This window comes from Mycobacterium persicum (assembly GCF_002086915.1).
Taxonomy (GTDB): domain Bacteria; phylum Actinomycetota; class Actinomycetes; order Mycobacteriales; family Mycobacteriaceae; genus Mycobacterium; species Mycobacterium persicum.
This window is the reverse complement of the sequence record NZ_MWQA01000001.1, coordinates 5,113,586-5,131,430: the sequence shown is the minus strand read 5'-3', so window position 1 is coordinate 5,131,430 and position 17,845 is coordinate 5,113,586. Positions and strand designations below refer to the sequence as shown.

At 67.4% G+C, this 17,845-nt stretch carries 9 protein-coding genes; 4 read left to right on the top strand and 5 right to left on the bottom strand.

Features of this window, described 5'->3' with window-relative positions:
• The first annotated feature begins 6 nt into the window (after window positions 1-6).
• Together B4U45_RS23440 and B4U45_RS23435 are read left to right on the top strand one after the other, a co-directional pair.
• Window positions 7-9,591, top strand: a complete 9,585-nt coding sequence (locus B4U45_RS23440; protein WP_219859516.1) for a Tc toxin subunit A-related protein — start codon at window positions 7-9, stop codon at window positions 9,589-9,591.
• Complete coding sequence (locus tag B4U45_RS23435; RefSeq protein ID WP_075545857.1) at window positions 9,588-9,932, top strand: nucleotidyltransferase domain-containing protein; 345 nt, start codon at window positions 9,588-9,590, stop codon at window positions 9,930-9,932. Before B4U45_RS23440 ends, B4U45_RS23435 begins: the two co-directional genes overlap by 4 nt.
• 208 nt (window positions 9,933-10,140) lie before the next feature.
• On the opposite strand, the gene mnmA is transcribed toward B4U45_RS23435, so the two are convergent.
• The 5 genes from mnmA to B4U45_RS23410 all read right to left on the bottom strand — a co-directional run bounded on the left by mnmA (window position 10,141) and on the right by B4U45_RS23410 (window position 15,221).
• On the bottom strand, window positions 10,141-11,235 hold the full coding sequence (gene mnmA, locus B4U45_RS23430) for a tRNA 2-thiouridine(34) synthase MnmA (RefSeq protein ID WP_075545884.1): 1,095 nt from the start codon (window positions 11,233-11,235) through the stop codon (window positions 10,141-10,143).
• Complete coding sequence (locus B4U45_RS23425) at window positions 11,232-12,413, bottom strand: cysteine desulfurase family protein (RefSeq protein WP_075545883.1); 1,182 nt, start codon at window positions 12,411-12,413, stop codon at window positions 11,232-11,234. The genes mnmA and B4U45_RS23425 overlap by 4 nt, the downstream gene beginning before the upstream one ends.
• Before the next feature lie 103 nt (window positions 12,414-12,516).
• On the bottom strand, window positions 12,517-13,410 hold the full coding sequence (locus B4U45_RS23420) for an amidohydrolase family protein (protein WP_075545856.1): 894 nt from the start codon (window positions 13,408-13,410) through the stop codon (window positions 12,517-12,519).
• Window positions 13,411-13,485: 75 nt separating this feature from the next.
• Window positions 13,486-14,370, bottom strand: coding sequence for a lysophospholipid acyltransferase family protein (locus B4U45_RS23415; protein WP_082275270.1), 885 nt, complete (start codon window positions 14,368-14,370; stop codon window positions 13,486-13,488).
• Complete coding sequence (locus B4U45_RS23410) at window positions 14,370-15,221, bottom strand: GNAT family N-acetyltransferase (RefSeq protein WP_075545855.1); 852 nt, start codon at window positions 15,219-15,221, stop codon at window positions 14,370-14,372. Before B4U45_RS23410 ends, B4U45_RS23415 begins: the two co-directional genes overlap by 1 nt.
• A 130-nt stretch (window positions 15,222-15,351) precedes the next feature.
• Between B4U45_RS23410 and B4U45_RS23405 the strand changes: the two genes are divergently transcribed.
• Both B4U45_RS23405 and B4U45_RS23400 read left to right on the top strand, forming a co-directional pair.
• The gene (locus B4U45_RS23405; protein WP_075545854.1) at window positions 15,352-15,990 is read left to right on the top strand and encodes a TetR/AcrR family transcriptional regulator; all 639 of its coding nucleotides are present in this window, start codon (window positions 15,352-15,354) and stop codon (window positions 15,988-15,990) included.
• Window positions 15,983-17,788 (top strand): flavin-containing monooxygenase, encoded by a 1,806-nt coding sequence (locus B4U45_RS23400; protein ID WP_075545853.1) that lies wholly within the window; start codon window positions 15,983-15,985, stop codon window positions 17,786-17,788. Before B4U45_RS23405 ends, B4U45_RS23400 begins: the two co-directional genes overlap by 8 nt.
• The last annotated feature ends 57 nt before the right edge of the window (window positions 17,789-17,845 follow it).

Here is a 17,845-nt window from a genome sequence, read left to right as displayed (position 1 = left end):
CCGGACATGCCGCTCGACAGCAAACTCAAACTCGACGACATCGCGCGCCTGCAGACCCCGGGGGCCGCGCCGACCAAACACCGCGTCGAACTGTTGCATCAAGCGCTCGGCACGCTCGGCTTGCCGGTCGACCCCGGCGAGGTGGACGAGGCCAAGCTGGGGAAAACCACCACCGCCGCGGTCAAGGTGCTGCAGGAGCGCGCCGGCCTCGACCAGACAGGCAAGTTCAATAAGTCCACCGTCGACGCGCTCAAGGTCCACGTCGAAGACCAGCTGCTGACCGCAACCAGCTACCGCGCCGGCCGAATCCAGCAGCTGTTGACCGACGCCGGGGTGACGGTCGAGGCGGGCGAGCTGAAAACGCGTACCTTCGGCCCCTCGACCCGCGACCAGCTGAAGGAGTTCGCCACCCAGGCGGGGCTGCGCGATGACGGCCTGGTGACCCAGGACGTCATCACCGCGCTGCGCGCGCACGCGTTGACCCGCAAGCTCAGCAGCAAGACGCAGACCAGCAAGCTGCAGAAGACGATGCTGCGCGCCGCCTGGGCCCGCAACATCGACCTGCACATCGACGGCACCGAGATGCGGACCAAGGAATTGGGGCCGTCGACGCAGGCCGCGATCCGCACCCTGCAAGCGCGGTTCGGCCTACCGGCCACCGGCACCGTGGACCCCGAAACCTTCGACCGGGTGCACGCCGCCGCCGCCAGCAAACCGCGCAAGCCGGTGCTGGTGTCCGCGCCGGACCCGACCGCGCTGAAGCCGATCCCGCGGGCGTTGCGCCTCAACGCGACCAACAAGGACGTGCCGGTGCTGCAGCGCACGCTTGCATTCCTCGGCCACGGCGTCAACGAGACCGAGTTCAAAGAGACCCGCTTCGGGGCGTCCACCCGCGGCGCGGTGCTCGCCTTCCAGAAGTCGGCGGGCCTGCCGGAGACCGGCCACGTCGACAAGGTCACCCTCGCCGCGCTCAACCAGGCGGTCATCCGCGCCAATCCCGCCGCCGCAGCCACCACGGCCCGCATCCGCGGAACCGTCCGCGACACCGCGTGGGCCGGCATCAAAGGCGCGAGCGTCGAACTGCGCACCCGCGCCATCGGTGACGCCGGCGTCGTTCTGGGGCAACGCACCACGCTGGCCAATGGCTTCTTCGATCTGCCGTACACCCCACCGGTCGACGCCGCCACCGGCAAGTCGGTTTCCCCGCTGTTGCTGACGGTCATCTACCGCGACCCCGCCGGCGCCGAGATCGGGCGTAAGAACTTGGTGAACCCCTCGCCCATGGCGTGGGCCAACTTCACTCAGGGCGACCGGCCGTACGCCGGGCCGTCCGATTACGAGGTTCGGCTCGCGGCCATCAGCGCCGCGGCCAAGGGCGCCCCGCTGATCCTGCTTACCGAAACCGCCGATCATCCCGATATCAGCCACGTCGCGCTGGCCTGTGGCCTGGCGCAGGACGACGTGATGCGGATGGTGCTGGCCGCCCGGGTGTCGTCCAAGCTCGCCGGCGGTGCGCTGGACATCGCGGGGGTGTACGCCTTTCTCGAGCAGAGCCTGCCGCCGAGCCTGCCCGCCGAGCTGTTGGCCAGCACCAACGAGTGGGAGCTCATCGACCAACTGGTGGAAAGCACCGCCAACGGCATCGTGTTCATGGAAAGCCCGTTGCAGGAGGCGGCGCTGGACAGCGCGCTGGCGGAAACCCTCACCCCCGCCCCCGTCGGCGCCCGCCGCGCCGCCATCACCGCGGCGCTGGCCGCCAACCGCACCGCCTTCGCGCTGCACAAGCCGTTGCTCGTCGGCAACGGCAACTTGGCGTCGGTGCTGGGGACCAGCAGCATCCCCGCGGACCAGTTCGACACGGTCGCCGAGGTGTTCGTGACCTCCCGCGGTTTCGGCGCCCAGTTCTGGGCCGACGTGAACGCCGCACTGCCGGGCCTGGACACCCAGGTCCAGGACTTCAAGCAATCCGTGGACGTCGGGTTGGTCGTCAAGAACCACCTGCCGACGATGACCTTCATGAAAGAAAAGATCGCCGATCCAGCCGACACCCGGGTCAACTCGGCGCGTGACCTGGCCAAGCTCACCCCCCAGGAATGGAGCGACTACATCTCGGCCAACGGGAACGCGATCCCGGACGGCACCGACGGTGCCTCGCTGCCGGCGCGGCGCGAGACGTTCGCGCGCACCCTGGCCGCCCAGAGTGAGCGCATCTTCCCCACGGTCGCGTTCGTCGCCGAGGTCGGCCGCAGCACTCAGACCGCGCTGACCAAGGTCGACCAGGTCGCGGCGTTGGTGGACGCACACGAGGAGCTGAACCTTCGCACCGACAACGTGGACGGGTTCGTGGCCAGCAACGCTATCGCCGTCGACGACGACGTACGGGCCGATCTGCGCGTCCTGCAGCGCGCCCACCGGCTGGCGCCCACCGCGGCCACCGGCCGGGCACTGCTGGACAACCACCTGCACAGCTCGATGCAGATCCTGTCGGTGGGTAAGGCCGAACTGGTGACCAAGCTGGGCGCCAGCGGCGTCGACCAGCCGACCGCCCTGTCGATCCACGGCTACGCCATGTTCCAGTACGCCAACGTCCTACAGCGCCTCGGCGACTTCCGCGCCGAGATCCACCAGAGCGATCCGGCCGCGGTGGTTCCGCAGGCGGTCACCGCCGCGGAACGTGCCGATCTGCTGGGCCAAATCCCGGACCTGGAGCTGCTTTTCGGCCCGCTCGACGTGTGCGATTGTGCGCACTGCGCCTCGGTGTACGGCCCGGCCGCCTACCTCGCCGACCTGTTGCGTTTCCTGGACGCGCATCCGTCGCAGGTCGCGGGGCGCACCGTACGCGAAATCCTCACCGATCGCCGTCCCGACCTGGTGACGACAAAGCTCAACTGCCCCAACACCGAGACCGCGGTGCCCTACATCGACCTGGTCTGCGAAATCCTCGAGGCCGCCGTAACCGGAGCGGACCCGGACGGGCAGACCACCCGCCCGGCCGAGGAGCTGCGCGCGGTCCCCGAGCATCAACGGGACGGCGCCTACGACACGCTGCGCACCGCCGACTTCCCGATGACGGGTGTCTTCGATCTGTGGCAGGAAGACACCCGCATGCTGCTCGAGCACCTGGGTGTCCCGCGCTGGCGGTTGATGGGGGTGTTCGGCGACCCCGACGCCGACGCCGCGTCGATCGCGGCCGAGCAGCTCGGCATCTCCTCGCACGAGACGTCGATCATCACCACCGCCGCGGCCACATCGGTTGCCCAGCAGAAGTTCTGGGGCCTGGACCCCGACCGGGCAGAGATCCCGGTCCTGGATGTGATGGGCCACGCCCACCTGCGCTACCAGCAGATCCTGGTATTGCGGACGCTGACCTGGATCAACCCGCCGGGGGCGCCGGCGCCCCTGCAACTCGCGCGTCCGGTCGGCAGCGCATCCCTCGACGACCAGCGGTTGACCGGGATCACCGTCGACACGCTGGACCGCATCCACCGGCTGCTGCGGCTATGGCGCCACGTGCCGTGGGATCTGTGGGAACTCGACCTGCTGGTGCGCACCGCACGCATCGGCGGCGGCGCCGTCAACGGACCGGCGCTGGTCGCATTGCGCGACGCCGCGCAACTGCAGAGCCACCTCAATGTGCCCGTCGAGACGCTGGTCAGCTGGTTCGGCGATTTGCCCCGGCAAGGGCGTCCCGACCCCGCCGACCCCACGGAAGCGGCGATGTCGGCCTACGCCGCGCTGTTCTGCAACCCCGCGGTGCTCAACCCGCCGGACCCCGCCTTCGCGGCGCCGGGGGGCGGCGCGCTCGCCGCCGATCGTCACCCGGCCCTGCTGGCGGCGCTGTCGGTGACCGAAAGCGAGCTCACCCAACTGCTGGCCAAGGTGGGCGCGACCTTCGATGTCGAGCACCTGAGCGCACTGGTGCGCTGGAGCACGCTGGCCCGCGGCCTGGGCATGCGGGTGACCGAGCTGCTGGCGCTGGCCACGCTCGTCGAGTCCGTGGTCGCGGACCCGTTCGCCGCCCCCGCGGCGCTGCTGGAATTCCTCGACGTCCGCGACGTCATCCGAACGGTCGGCATCGCGCCCGCCGAACTCGACGCGCTGCTGCACGCCCGGCCGGACTCGCCGTATCTGCCCGGTGACGACGCCACCACCGACGCGGTGCGCACCCTGCGGGAAAGCCTGCGCACCGCGGCGCCGGACAGCCGCGCCGGAGCGGCCATCAGCCACGTCGCCACCACCTTCGGGGTGCCCGCCGAGCACGCCGCGCTGCTGATGAACGGCCTCACCGTGACCGGCGAGCCGCTGGCCACCCGGTTCACCGACGCGGCGATCGACGCGCACGACGACGCCGGCAACTATGTCACCGAGCTGAGCGCCGCGGCCCAGCCCGCGTTGTATACCTCATATGCGTTGCTGCACAAGGTGGTTCGTCTGATGCACGTGCATGGCGTCACCGCGCTGGACGACCTGCGGTGGCTGCTCGACAACGCCGCCGACGTCGGTGTGCTGGCGTTCGGCGATCTGCCGGTATCCGCCGAGCCACCGGCCGATCGCTTCGGCGACTGGCTTGCCCTGGCGCGGCTGCGGCTGCTGCGCGCGACGGTGCCGTCGGCGCCCGAGGTGCTGCGCCTGGGCAGCAAGCCCGCCTCGACACTGGCACAGTTGCGCACGGCCGCCGCCGGCTTCGGCCTCAGCGCGGACGATCTCGCCAAGCTCGATGGCGGTCGCCGCGCGCCCTACCGCGACCTGAGCTTCCTCAACCGGCTGTGCGCGGCCGCGGCACAGATCAAACGCCTCGGTGTCTCTGCCACAACATGTTTCGCCTGGGCGGACCGCGACACCGACGCCGTCCAGGCGGACATCGCGCGGCAGGTACGTCAGGCGGCCAAGTCGAAATACGAAGCCGCCGCGTGGCTTTCGACCGTGACGCCGATGCAGGACAACCTTCGTGAGCGCAAACGCGACGGCCTGCTGGCCCATCTGATCGAGAAGTCGCTGCGCGCCGAATCCCCGTCGGTCACCGTCGACGGCAAGGTGTACGTCAACCGCAAGTACTGGCGCAACTCCGAGGATGTCTTCAACTACTTCCTGATCGACGTCGACATGTCGGCCTGCCAACTGACGTCGCGCATTCAGGAGGCCATCAGCGCGGTGCAGACGTTCGTGCAGCGCTGCTTGCTCAACGTGGAGAAGCCCGAGGTGCTGATCTCCGGGGCCGAGCGGGCCGATCAGGTCTCGCTGGACGCCTGGAGCCAGTGGAAGTGGATGAAGAACTACCGGATCTGGGAAGCCAACCGCAAGATCTTCCTCTACCCGGAGAACTGGATCGAACCCGCACTGCGCGACGACAAGTCGCCGTTCTTCGTCGAACTGGAAAACGAACTGCTGCAAGGCGACATCACCGACGCCCGCGCCGAGACCGCGCTGCGCCACTACCTGGAGAAGGTGCACGAGGTGCACGACCTCGAGGTGGTTGGCATGTACCACGACGTCGACGACGACTCGCCGTTCGACAACCTGCCGCCGTCGATTAACCGGGTACATGTCGTCGGGCGCACCAGAACCGATACCCCGTCGTACTTCTACCGAAGCTTCGACCTCAACACCGGGGCGTGGGCGGCCTGGGAGCGCATCGACCTCGATATCACCGGCGAGCACGTCGTGCCGGTGGTGTATAACCGTGCGCTGCACCTGTTTTGGCTGGTGATCACCGACAAGCCGCAGAAGGTGCGGCGCCAGCCCGCCGCGCAGCAGACCACGTCGACCAGTGACGCCCCCGAGCCGCCCAAGCAACTCGAGATCAAACTCGCCTGGTCGGTGCGCCGCGAAGACGGATGGAGCCCGCGGCGGGTCACGCCGAACCCGCTGGTGCATCCGTGGCAGCGGCCCGCCGGCAGCTACACGCTCAAACCGCGCTACAAGAGCCGCGAAAACCAGCTGTGGCTGGACCTTTACGTGTCCACCAGCCTCGAATTCAACAACACCAAGTTCTACGACCCCTACACCGGTCAGTTCGCCTACCTGACCGGGACACGGTTCGACGAGACGGCACGGCCGTGGCACTCGTCGTCATTCGTGTTCGACGGCAATGTCGTTGCGACCAAGCTGAAACCGCTGCGCGGCCACTACCACGTGCTGGACGCCGCCGGGCTGGCCTCGCCGACCCTCACCCAGACGACGTCGTATCAGTACGTCCACGACGCCGCCGACGACCGCGGCCGCATGGTGCTTGCCCTCACCGGCGGCTATGAGATCGCGCCGCGGATGGCCCTGCCCGAGGGCATGCACTTCCAGACCAACCGTCTGGTCAACAACACCTACAAGATGAACAGCGGCCGGTTGTCGGTGCTCGAGTCCGGGGCCTCGGTCGCGCTGCTCAACGCCGCACGCACGCCGTTCTCGCTGTCGTTTTCGACGCATCACGTGCAGCTGGACACCGCCGCCTACGAACGCAGCCCGTTCTTCTACTCCGACACCGGCCGAACATATTTCGTGGAATCGGAGTGGGTGACGGTCCAGCAAAGCTCCACCGAGGCGGTGCAGCGGCTGCGCTACCGGTTCGCGCCGTTCTCGCACCAGTACACCGCGCTGTTTCTGCGTGAGTTGAACCGCGGCGGCGTCCCCGGCCTGCTGAGGCGGGCCATCCAGCGCTTCCCGCAGACGTTCTACCCCACCAATTCCTTCAACTTCGGGAGCTACCAGCCCACCAGCGCCGCCATCGCCGAACCGACCGCCCAAACCGACATCGTGGATTTCAGCCCGCGCGGGGCGACGTCAATCTACAACTGGGAGCTGTTCTTTCACGCGCCGTTCCTGATCGCCTGCAAGCTCACGGCCAACCAGCGCTTCGAAGAGGCCATGAAGTGGTTCCACTACGTGTTCGACCCGACCGACACCGAGCAGCTGTCCGCGCCGCAGCGTTTCTGGGTGACCAAGCCGTTCTTCGACATGGGCGACGCCGAGATACGCAAGCAACGGATCCAAAGCATCTTGGACAACGTCGAAAGTCATGCCCCGGAGGTACGGGCCTGGAAGAACGATCCGTTCAAGCCGTTCCTGGTGGCGCGGACCCGGCCCGTCGCCTTCCAGAAGGCGGTCGTCATGAAGTACATCGACAACCTGATCGCCTGGGGTGACCAGCTCTACCGGATGGACACGCTGGAGTCGATCAACGAGGCGCGAATGCTGTACGTGCTGGCCCACGAGCTGCTCGGCCGCCGGCCCGAACACGTCCCGGCCGCGCCGCGCGCCGACCAGTCCTATGCCGAGCTCACGGCGAGCTCGCCGCTGGATCCGTTCGGGAACAAGCGGGTGGACGTGCTGCTGGAGAACTTCGTGGCGCGCCCGGCCACCGTGGTCGATGCTCCGCCGGGGACACCGCCGCTGCCCGAGCTGCCGCTGCTGTATTTCGGCATCCCGGCCAATGATCAGCTCGAGCAGTACTGGACGACGGTCGAGGGCAGGCTGTTCCAGATTCGCCATTGCATGAATCTGGCCGGCCAGGTGCGTCAGCTGCCGCCGTTCGCGCCGCCGATCGACCCGGCGGTGCTGGTGCGCGCGGTGGCGGCCGGCGTCGACCTGGACAGCGTGCTGGCCCCGTCCGGGGCCGCCGCCAGCCCGTACCGCTTCCGCACGCTGGTGGGTAAGGCGCTCGAAGTCTGCGCCGAGGTGCGGGTGCTGGGCCAACAGATGATCGGCGCCCTGGAGAAGCGTGATGCCGAGGCGTTGGCCTTGCTGACCGCGGGAAACGACGTTGCCTTGCAGGACGCGATCACCCTGATCCGCAAACAGCAGATCACCGAGGCCAACCTGGCGGCCGCCGCGATGGAGAAAGGGTTCGACGCGATCGACGAACGCATCGCCTACTTCGGCGGCATACCGCGGATGAACGACTGGGAGACGGCCGGTGTGGTGGTGCACGGCCTGGGCCTCATCTCGGAAATCCTGGCCACCGTGCTCAGCGCGGTCGCCGGACCCTCCCACCTGATTCCGCAGATCGAAGCCGGCGCAGCGGGTTTCGGCGGCTCCCCGACGCTGACGGTGAAGTTCGGCGGCACCAACGTCGGCAGCGCGGCCAGCAGCTTCGCGGCATTGTTCAACGGCCTGGCCGGCATCCTGCACCAGGGCGGCCACATGCTGGAAACGCAAGGCATGTACACCCGTCAACACGACCGCAACCAGCACGAATTCACCGTGGCCCAGAAGGATCGCGCGCACCTGAGCGCGCAGCTGGAGGCGTCGAAGGTGCGCATCACCATCGCCGAGAAGGAGCTGGAAGCTCACGAGCTGCACATCGACCATGTCGGCGCCACCGCCGAATACCTCAAGTCGAAATACACCAATCAGCAGCTCTACGACTGGATGGTCGGGCAGCTGGCCACCGTGTACTTCCGTGCCTACCAACTTGCCTTTGACCTGGGCAAGCAGGCCGAACGAGCGTTCGAGTACGAGCTGGGCGCCGACCCTTCCCGGCCCACGTTCGTCCAGTTCGGGTACTGGGACAGCCTGAAGAAGGGTCTGCTGGCCGGTGAGCGCCTGACCGCCGACCTGCGCCGGATGGAGGCCGCCTATTTAGACACCAACCGGCGCCGGTTGGAGCTGACCCGGTCCTTCTCGCTGGCGGCGATCGACCCGATGGCCCTGGTTGCGCTGCGCAGCAGCGGCAGCTGCAACGTCACTTTCGGCGAGTGGCTCTACGACCTCGACCATCCCGGCCACTTCCAGCGTCGGCTGCGTTCGGTCGCGATATCGGTGCCGTGTGTGACCGGGCCCTACACCAATGTCAACGCGACGCTGACGCTGACCGGCAACGGTGTCCGGCTGATCGACGATCCCGGCGGGGACTACGGCGATCCGTTGGTGACCGAGGACGCCCGGCGATTTGCCGCGGAGAACGTGCCGGTGACGATGATCGCCACCAGCCATGGGCGCGCGGACAGCGGCATGTTCGACGTCCGTGGCGACGACGACCGCTACCTGCCCTTTGAAGGTGCCGGCGCGGTGAGCAAGTGGGCCATCGCGTTGAAGAAGGAGCACAACCAGTTCGACCTCGCGACGGTCACCGACGTCATCCTGCATATCGAGTACACCGCACTGCCGGGAAGCGCCGCGCTGGCGGCCGCGGCCACCACCGCGTTGAATACGAAATTGCCCAAGAATGGCGCCCGGCTGCTTGCTCTTGACGCTGAATTCGCCGGCGCATGGTACCGATTCGAACACCCCGATGCCGGTGCGGAGCAGATCTTTGCCATTGACGTCGGCATGCAGCAGGTGCCATTTGCCATTCGGCGCGCGGCGGGATCAACCGGCCTGGTCGTCACGCGGGCCGACCTGGTGGTGGAAAGCGCCGCTACCCAGCCGTTCGACGTTCGCGTCGCCGGGCCGGGAAACGATTTGGGTGACAGCGTGCCGCTGACCGTCGACGGTAGCTTCGGTGACTTGTTCCATGCGGTGGTCACCCCCGGCCCCGGCACCCCGGTGCTGGGCGCCTGGCAACTGTCGATCAAACGTCAGGCCGACGACGACTTCACCTCTCTGCCCGCCGGCCTGGTCACTCACGCCTATCTCGTCCTGCAGTTCGGTACGCCATGATCCGCGCGGCAGCCGCGATGGCCGAACTCATTGTCCGAGCGTGCGATCCGGAGGAAGTCCTGCTCTTCGGATCGTTCGCGAAAGGCCGGCAGCGCGAGCACAGCGACATCGATCTGCTCGTCATCACCGCCAAGCGCGCCTCCGACGCGCTGCGCCACGAGTTGCGGGATCTGCTGCTGTCCTTCCCGGTCTCGGTGGACGTGCGGTTGCTAACCCCGGACGAGGCCCGGGCCGCATGGGCCGACCGCGGGTGTTTCCTACAGTCGATCCTGTCCAGCGCGGTGCCACTGTACGTGCGCGGTGAGCGATCAATCGTGCGGGAATTGGCCGCGAATCCTTGACCCGATGACTTTCCGCGTTGTACTTTGAAGGTCCGGAGGAACTTAAAGTCATTGTATTGGGGTGTTGAATTAGTCGCAGGACAAATTGCACTGTCATAAAAAGCCTTCGTTACTAGATTGAGACCTCGCTCGCCGGGGCTCTTTCGCTTTTAGGGCCAAAATCGAGCGCGGCCCGCGGCTCTTCGGCACCCGAAACGGCGCTCGGCGCCTAGTTCAGCTTGCGGTTTGCCGCCGACGTTGCCGTGATGGTGGCGCTGCCGAGCACCTCGTCACCGGCGGGATCCGGCCGATAGAGCACCACCGTCTGGCCGCGGGCCACGCCGCGCAGCGGCGCATGCAATCGCACCATCAGCTCATCACCAACCAATTCGACTGTCGCACTTACCGTTTCACCGTGGGCACGCACCTGCACCGCGCACTCGAGCGGACCTGTCGGTGCGGCTCCGGCGGTGAACACCGGCGCTCGTCCGCTCAGCGCGTGCACGTCGAGCTCGGACACGTCCCCCACGCGAACGGTCGCGGTGTCGGCGTCGATCGCGGTGACGTAGCGCGGGCGGCCATCGGGACCGGGTCCCGGAATACCGAGGCCTTTGCGCTGGCCGATGGTGAACCCGTGCACTCCGTCATGGGTGGCCAGCACGGAGCCGTCCGCATCGACGACGACGCCGCGGCGAACGCCGATGCGCGCACCGAGGAACGCCCGGGTGTCGCCGGAGGGAATGAAGCAGATGTCGTGGCTGTCGGGTTTGTCGGCTACCGCCAGGCCGCGGCGGGCCGCCTCCGCCCGAATCTGCGACTTGGGAGTGTCCCCGATCGGGAACAGCGCATGGCGCAGCTGCCGCGCGGTCAGCACGGCCAGCACATAGGACTGGTCCTTGTCGCGGTCGACGGCGCGCCGCAGCCGCCCATCCGACAGCCGGGCATAGTGGCCGGTGGCCACCGCATCGAAGCCCAGCGCCAGCGCCCGGGTCAGCAGTGCCGAGAACTTGATCCGCTGATTGCATCGGACGCAGGGATTGGGTGTTTCGCCGCGGGCGTAGGACGACACGAAGTCGTCGATCACGTCTGCGCTGAACTTCTCGGCGAAATCCCAGACATAGAACGGTATTCCGAGTACATCGGCGACCCGGCGGGCGTCCGCTGCGTCCTCTTTGGAGCAACAGCCCCGCGATCCGGTGCGCAGCGTTCCGGGCGCCGTCGACAGCGCCAGGTGCACACCGACCACGTCGTGTCCGGCATCGACCATGCGGGCGGTGGCGACCGACGAGTCGACACCGCCGCTCATCGCGGCGAGAACCTTCACCACGAGGCTCCCGCGGCTGCCAGGGCGGCGCCGCGAGCGCGGGCCACCGCACCGGGCAGGACCCGCAATGCCGCATCGACATCCGCGTCGACACTGGTGTGCCCCAGGGAGAGACGCAGCGACCCACGAGCACTGGCGGGATCGGCGCCCATCGCGACCAACACGTGCGACGGTTGCGCAACGCCAGCTGTGCAGGCCGATCCGGTTGAACACTCGATCCCGTTGGCGTCCAACAACATCAGCAGCGCATCACCCTCACATCCGCCAAAGGTGAAGTGCGCGTTGCCCGGAAGCCGCAACGGGTCGCGAGCACCGTTGAGACACACGTCGTCGATTTCGGCGAGCACCCCCTCGACCAGGCGGTCGCGCAGCAGCCGCAGCCGCGCGCTGTTGGCCTCCAGGCCGTCCACGGCGAGTTGCGCGGCGGTGGCCATTCCCGCCGCTCCGGCGACGTCGGGAGTGCCGGAGCGGATATCGCGTTCCTGGCCCCCGCCGTGCAGCAACGGCACACAGGCGACGTTGCGGCGCAGCAACAGCGCGCCGACGCCGGGCGGACCGCCGAACTTGTGCGCCGCCACACTCATCGCCGACAATGTGCTCGCACCGAAGTCGACCGATACCTGTCCCACGGCCTGAATCGCGTCGCTGTGCATGGGCACGCCGAACTCGGCGGCGACGGCGGCCAGTTCGGCCGTCGGCATGATGGTGCCGACCTCGTTGTTGGCCCACATCACCGACACCAGCGCGACGTCGTCATGGCTACGCAGCACCTCACGCAGCGCGGATGCCGACACCGAGCCGTCGTGCGCGGTAGGCAGCCAGGTCACGTCGGCGCCCTCGTGCTCGACGAGCCAGTCCACCGCGTCGAGTACGGCGTGGTGCTCCACCCGCGAGGTGACGATGCGCCGACGGCCCGGCTGCTCGTCACGGCGCGCCCAATAGATCCCCTTGACGGCCAGGTTGTCGCTCTCGGTACCGCCGGCGGTGAAGATCACCTCCGAGGGGCGGGCGCCGAGCTTGTCCGCGATCAGCTCCCGGGATTCCTCGATCCGCCGGCGCGCCGTCCGCCCCGTGGTGTGCAGCGACGAAGCATTGCCGACGGTGCCGAGCGCGGCCGTCATCGCCTCGATGGCGGCGGGGTGCATCGGGGTGGTGGCGGCGTGATCCAGGTAGACCATGACCCGGCCCACGATACCGGCCGGGCCCGAAGACCCGGAATTTTCGGGAAGCCGGCAACCGCGGCGGACCGGCAACCGCGGCGGACCGGCGACTGCGGCAGCGTCAATCGACCTCGGATAGTCCGAATAACCGGGCGGCGTTGCGCCAGAGCCACTGTTCGAGGGTGCCCGGGTCCAAAGGAAGTGCCCGCATTTCGTCGCAGAGTTGCCGGTGCGGACGGTTCAGCAGGAACGCTCCGGTGCCATAGAGCACCTTGTCACGGATCGTGTTCTGCCCGAATCGCATCAGTGCCTCCCAGCCGGCGCCGGGCGCGGCGAAGTACTTGGGTCGGTGCGCAGCGAGTTCGAGGTACACATTGGGATGTTTCCAGGTGATCAGGCATGCCTCGAGCACCCATGGGTAGCCGCCGTGGCTCATCACGATGGTCAGTTCGGGAAAGCGGCACGCCACATCGTCGATGTGGCGGGGGTGTCCGAGGTCGCTGGGCCGGGTCCGAGTCCAGTTGGCCGACGTGTGGATGCTCAGCGGCACCCCGAGTTCGACACACTTGGCGTAGTACGGAAAGTATGCGGGGTCTGATGCCGGTCGACCGATCATGAAAGGCCGCAGGCTCAGTCCGCGGAATCCACGGTCGGTGATCCAGCGCTCGAATTCGTCGAGCGTCGCGGCGCCGCCCATGATGTCGGCGCCGGCGAACGGGATGAACCGATCCGGGTGTCGGGCGGCGAGCGCGGCCACTGACTCGTTGTGCACGAACGTCACGCCGCAGGTGGAGCGTTCGTCGAAGCCGGTGATAAGACTCTGGTGGATGCCGGCGGCGTCGAGCTGGGCAAGGATGTCATCGTCGCTTCGCCGAAGCGATTCCGCGTAGGCGTTGAACTGCTCGGCGGTGAGTGGCGTCTTGGTGAACACTTCGAGATACCGGAGTTGTTCGGACGGAAAACCGGCACGCAGGTCGTCGATGATCTCGGCAGCCGGCACGATCGGCGCCCACATGTCAATGACTTTGTCAGCCAACGTCTTCCCCTTCCGCGACAACAGTTGGGCGGCGAACGGCGCGCTTCGCCAAACCTACCCTGTGGCCGCGGTTCTCGGCGTGTCACCGCAACCGGTCAAGGCGTTGCGCTCAAGGCCGCGAGCCACCAGCGCCGGCCGGTGACCCGGGAGCTGTGCCCCCGCATGTACCGCAGACCGGCACCGTGCGGCCAAGGTTCGGCGATCGGTACCCGGCAATTGCAGGGACCCGACATGCACCCGGGTCACCGTGCGGCGCACGGCGAGCACCCGGCACACCGACCGTGCCAACGTGTCCTGGCCTACGTAGGCCGGAGTGGTCGACACGCTGCCGTCGACGCGGTGATACGTGAGCCATAGGGGCTGCACCGGACGCCCGGCGTCGACGGCGGCCTGAAACATCGCCGGGTAAAAGCTGCCCGACGCCAGCCCACACCAGGTAGTGCCCTCCGGGAAGGCCACGACGATCTGACCGGCGCGCAGCCTTCGGGCGACGGTGTCGACCACCTCTGGCAGTCGGCGTAGGCTGGCCCGCTCGATCGGGATGATCTTCAGCAGGCGGGCCAGGATCCCGATCGCGGGTCCGCTGAACATGTCGGCCCGGGCGACGAACGACCCGGGCAATACCGCACCGATGGCGAAGACGTCGAGCCACGACATGTGATTGCTGACCACCAGAACGCCGCGCAGGTTGCGAATCGGGTTGCCCGACAGGGTGATCCGGACGCCAAAACAGCGCAGCACCAACCGGCAGTAGGCGCGTTGCACGTGGGTGCGACCGGGCAGTGGCACCCCGAGCAGGGGCAGGCCCGGCGCCAACAGCAGCGCGAGCGTCAAGCGCAGTGCCACCCGCAGCCGCGCAAGACTGGCGGTGTCGCCCTGGCCCACGCAGCTGACATCACATGATGCGCGAGGCAGCCAGCAGTGCCCGGCAGTGTTCATCAGCGCGCCCCGCCGGCCATCTCTGAGGCCGCCGCCGCCGATCGCAGCCGCTTCAGGTAACGGGTGTCGGCGTGACGCTTGTCCAGCAACACGCAGAAATCGCCGACTCCGAAGGCCGGGTCGTGCGCGGGCTCGCCGCATACCCTCGCGCCCAGCCGCAGGTAGCCCCGCATCAGCGGCGGGACCGTCGGACGCCGCGGCGGGGCAATGTCGTCCAGGCCGCTGCCCGCGATGCGCACCGGCCGGTATGGGTACACCCGGTACTGCGCCGCGTGCCGGACCCGGACGAAGTCGCGCACCCCGCGGATCTGGGCTCCGGGTGGGTGACCTTCCGGACTCTTCGGGCCCGCATCGACGGGCACCGACACGCAGCCGGTCACGTAGTCGTAGTCGCAGCGGTCCAGGTAGGCCAGGATGCCCGCCCACATCAGCAGCACCACCGCGCCGTTGCGGTGACCGTCGCGCACCGCCGCGCGGCCCATCTCGACCAACGACGGCCGCAGCGGGTCGAATGCGCGGACGTCGAATTCGGTGGCGGTGTACAGTCCTCCCGCGGCGATGGCACCCGCCGGCGGCAACATCCGGTAGCAGCCGACCAGCTCACCGGTGTCGTCGTCGCGGACCAGCAGGTGGTCGCAGTACTCGTCGAACCGGTCGACGTCGCGGTGATCGATGGCCGACGGCACCGCGAACCCGGGCGTGCTGCTGAAGACGTCGTATCGAAGTCGTTGCGCGGCCTCGATCAGGGCGTCGTCGGTAGTCAGCAACAGGGAATAGCGTGGTCCCGAGGATGATCCGGTCGCCGGATCGTTCGGCTTGTCGCTGGGTATGAGGACAGAAGCGATACTCATGGCACCAACGTGGCGTAGCCGGTCAGCTAATCGGCATCGACGCTGTGACGGGCCGGTGCACGTCAGGTGACAACATGTCGCAGCACCGAATCCTTGCCGAATTTTGAAAATTGATCCAGTATCTTGTGCCATGGCTCACGTTCCCGGATACGCAAAACGTCACCGGACGCGCGCCTCGATTTTGGACGCCGCGCTGGCCGAGGCCAGTGAACGCGGACTGCACCGCGCATCGGTCACCGGAATCGCCGCACGGGCCAACACCGCGGTGGGAAACCTGCACTACCACTTCGGTTCGCGCGCCGAGCTGTTGCGGGCGACGATGCGCAAGCTCGTGTCGGATTTCTTTGCGCGGCTGGCCGCCTTCGAAGAGCAACCCGCGCAGCACGGCGGTGATTTCTTCGAACGTCACCGCACCGGCTTGCTGGCCTATGTCGACTACGTGCGCAGCAACCCCGGGCATATCCGGTTGGTCGACGAGATCAGGTTTCTCGAGCCCGAGTTGTATCGCCAAGGCATCGACGCCTGGGTCGAGCTGATTTCGGCGCGGCTGCGCGACGGCATCGCGGCCGGCTCGGTGCGGGCGATGAACGACGTCGAGATCGCCGCGCAGGCACACTTTTTGGTCGGGGCCCACCGGTTCCTCGAGGACCTGGTCACCGACGCGGGCCGGGAGGCAGAAGTCGTCGACGCCTATCTGCGATTGGTACGCCGCGGGCTGGCCGCAGAACCCCAAGACACCCAAGACAGCGGAGAGGTCGATCATGAGTGAGTTCGCCGGGAACGGATTCGACCCCGATGCGCTGCGCGCCAAATACCAACAGGAACGCGACAAGCGCCTGCGACCGGACGGGATACGCCAATATGTGGAAGTCGCGGGCGCATTCGCCCGTTTCGGCGACGACCCGTGGGCTGATCCCGACTTCTCCCGCGATCCGATCACCGAAACGACCGACGTGGCGATCATCGGCGCCGGTTTCGGCGGACTGCTCATCGGTGCGCGGTGCCGACAACTCGGCGTGGACGATATCCGGCTCATCGACAAGGCGGCCGACGTCGGCGGCACCTGGTACTGGAATCGCTACCCCGGCATCGCTTGTGACGTCGAGTCCTATATCTACCTGCCGCTGCTCGAGGAGCTCGGTTACGTCCCGACTGAGAAGTACGTCAAGGGAGCCGAAATCTTCGCCCACTGCCGGCACATCGCCGAGCACTACGACCTCTACCGCAACGCCCGACTGAGCACCGAAGTCACCGAGATCCGTTGGGATCCAAGCGATTACCGCTGGATAATCGCCACCAACCGGCATGACACGATCCGCGCCCGGTTCGTGGCGATGGCAAACGGATACCTGCAGAAACCGAAGCTACCCGGCATCGACGGCATAACAACCTTCGGCGGCCACGCATTTCACACCAGCCGGTGGGATTACACCTACACCGGTAAAAATCTCGAGAGGCTCTCCGACAAGCGGGTGGGCATTATCGGCACCGGCGCGACGGCGATCCAATGCGTGCCCCGTCTGGCTGAGGCCGCGCAGCGGCTGTTCGTCTTCCAACGCACCCCGTCAACGGTGGACGTGCGGGCCAATCGGCCGACCGACGCGGACTGGGCGGACTCGTTGCAGCCGGGCTGGCAGCGGCGTCGCATCGAGAACTTCCAAATCCTCACCGCCGGAGGCGAATGCGACGAGGACCTGGTCGACGACGCGTGGACCAGCCTGACCAAGAACCTGCCCATCGTGCGCCACAACGCGTCCGCGGGGCCCGGCCAGGCATCACCGTTGGAGCTGGCCGATTTCGCGAAAATGGAAGAGATCCGGGCACGTATCGACTCGATCGTCACCGATCCCGCCACCGCCGAGGCGCTCAAACCCTGGTACGGGTATTTCTGCAAGCGGCCCTGCTTCCATGACGAGTACCTGCAAGCCTTCAACCGCGACAACGTCACCCTGGTCGATACCCACGGGAAGGGTGTCGAACAAATCGCCGAGCACGGTGTCATCGCCGAGGGCGTCGAATACCCGCTCGACTGTTTGATTTTCGCCACCGGGTTCGAGGTCGGAACCGAGTATTCCCAGCGAACCGGCTTCGAGGTGATCGGTCGCGACGGCCTGACGTTGACCGCCAAGTGGGCCGACGGTATCCGCACCTTCCACGGCCTGCACGTGCACGGCTTTCCGAACTGCTTCATCGAAAGCATTGCCCAGTCCGGCTTTACCGTGAACTTTCCGTACCTGATCGACACTCAGTCCCAGCAGGTCGCCTGGGTGATCGCGTGGGCGCTGCAGCACGATGTTACCGAGGTGGAGGCGACCGCCGAAGCCGAACAAGCCTGGGTGGACGCGGTGGTGCAGCGCTCGACCGTGATCGCCGGACGGCGGGAGGCGTGCACCCCGGGCTATTACAACCGCGAGGGCCAGGTGAGCGCCAGATTGCGGCAGGACAGCTTTTTCTTCGGCAGCCCAACGGAATACACCGACATCCTCACGGCGTGGCGGGACGCAGGCCAGCTCGACGGTCTCGCCAAGCGGACGTCGTCGCCCCTCAAGCAGGAAGTCGCGTCATGATCGACGGCACGCTGGACGCCTCGCGGTACGGCTCCCCAGGCGCCCGGATCACCATCG

Coding starts and splice junctions, on each gene's coding strand:
- B4U45_RS23440 (WP_219859516.1), top strand. CDS start 7: ATGCCGCTCGACAGCAAACTCAAACTCGACGACATCGCGCGCCTGCAG.
- B4U45_RS23435 (WP_075545857.1), top strand. CDS start 9,588: ATGATCCGCGCGGCAGCCGCGATGGCCGAACTCATTGTCCGAGCGTGC.
- B4U45_RS23425 (WP_075545883.1), bottom strand. CDS start 12,413: ATGGTCTACCTGGATCACGCCGCCACCACCCCGATGCACCCCGCCGCC.
- B4U45_RS23420 (WP_075545856.1), bottom strand. CDS start 13,410: ATGTGGGCGCCGATCGTGCCGGCTGCCGAGATCATCGACGACCTGCGT.
- B4U45_RS23415 (WP_082275270.1), bottom strand. CDS start 14,370: ATGAACACTGCCGGGCACTGCTGGCTGCCTCGCGCATCATGTGATGTC.
- B4U45_RS23410 (WP_075545855.1), bottom strand. CDS start 15,221: ATGAGTATCGCTTCTGTCCTCATACCCAGCGACAAGCCGAACGATCCG.
- B4U45_RS23405 (WP_075545854.1), top strand. CDS start 15,352: ATGGCTCACGTTCCCGGATACGCAAAACGTCACCGGACGCGCGCCTCG.
- B4U45_RS23400 (WP_075545853.1), top strand. CDS start 15,983: ATGAGTGAGTTCGCCGGGAACGGATTCGACCCCGATGCGCTGCGCGCC.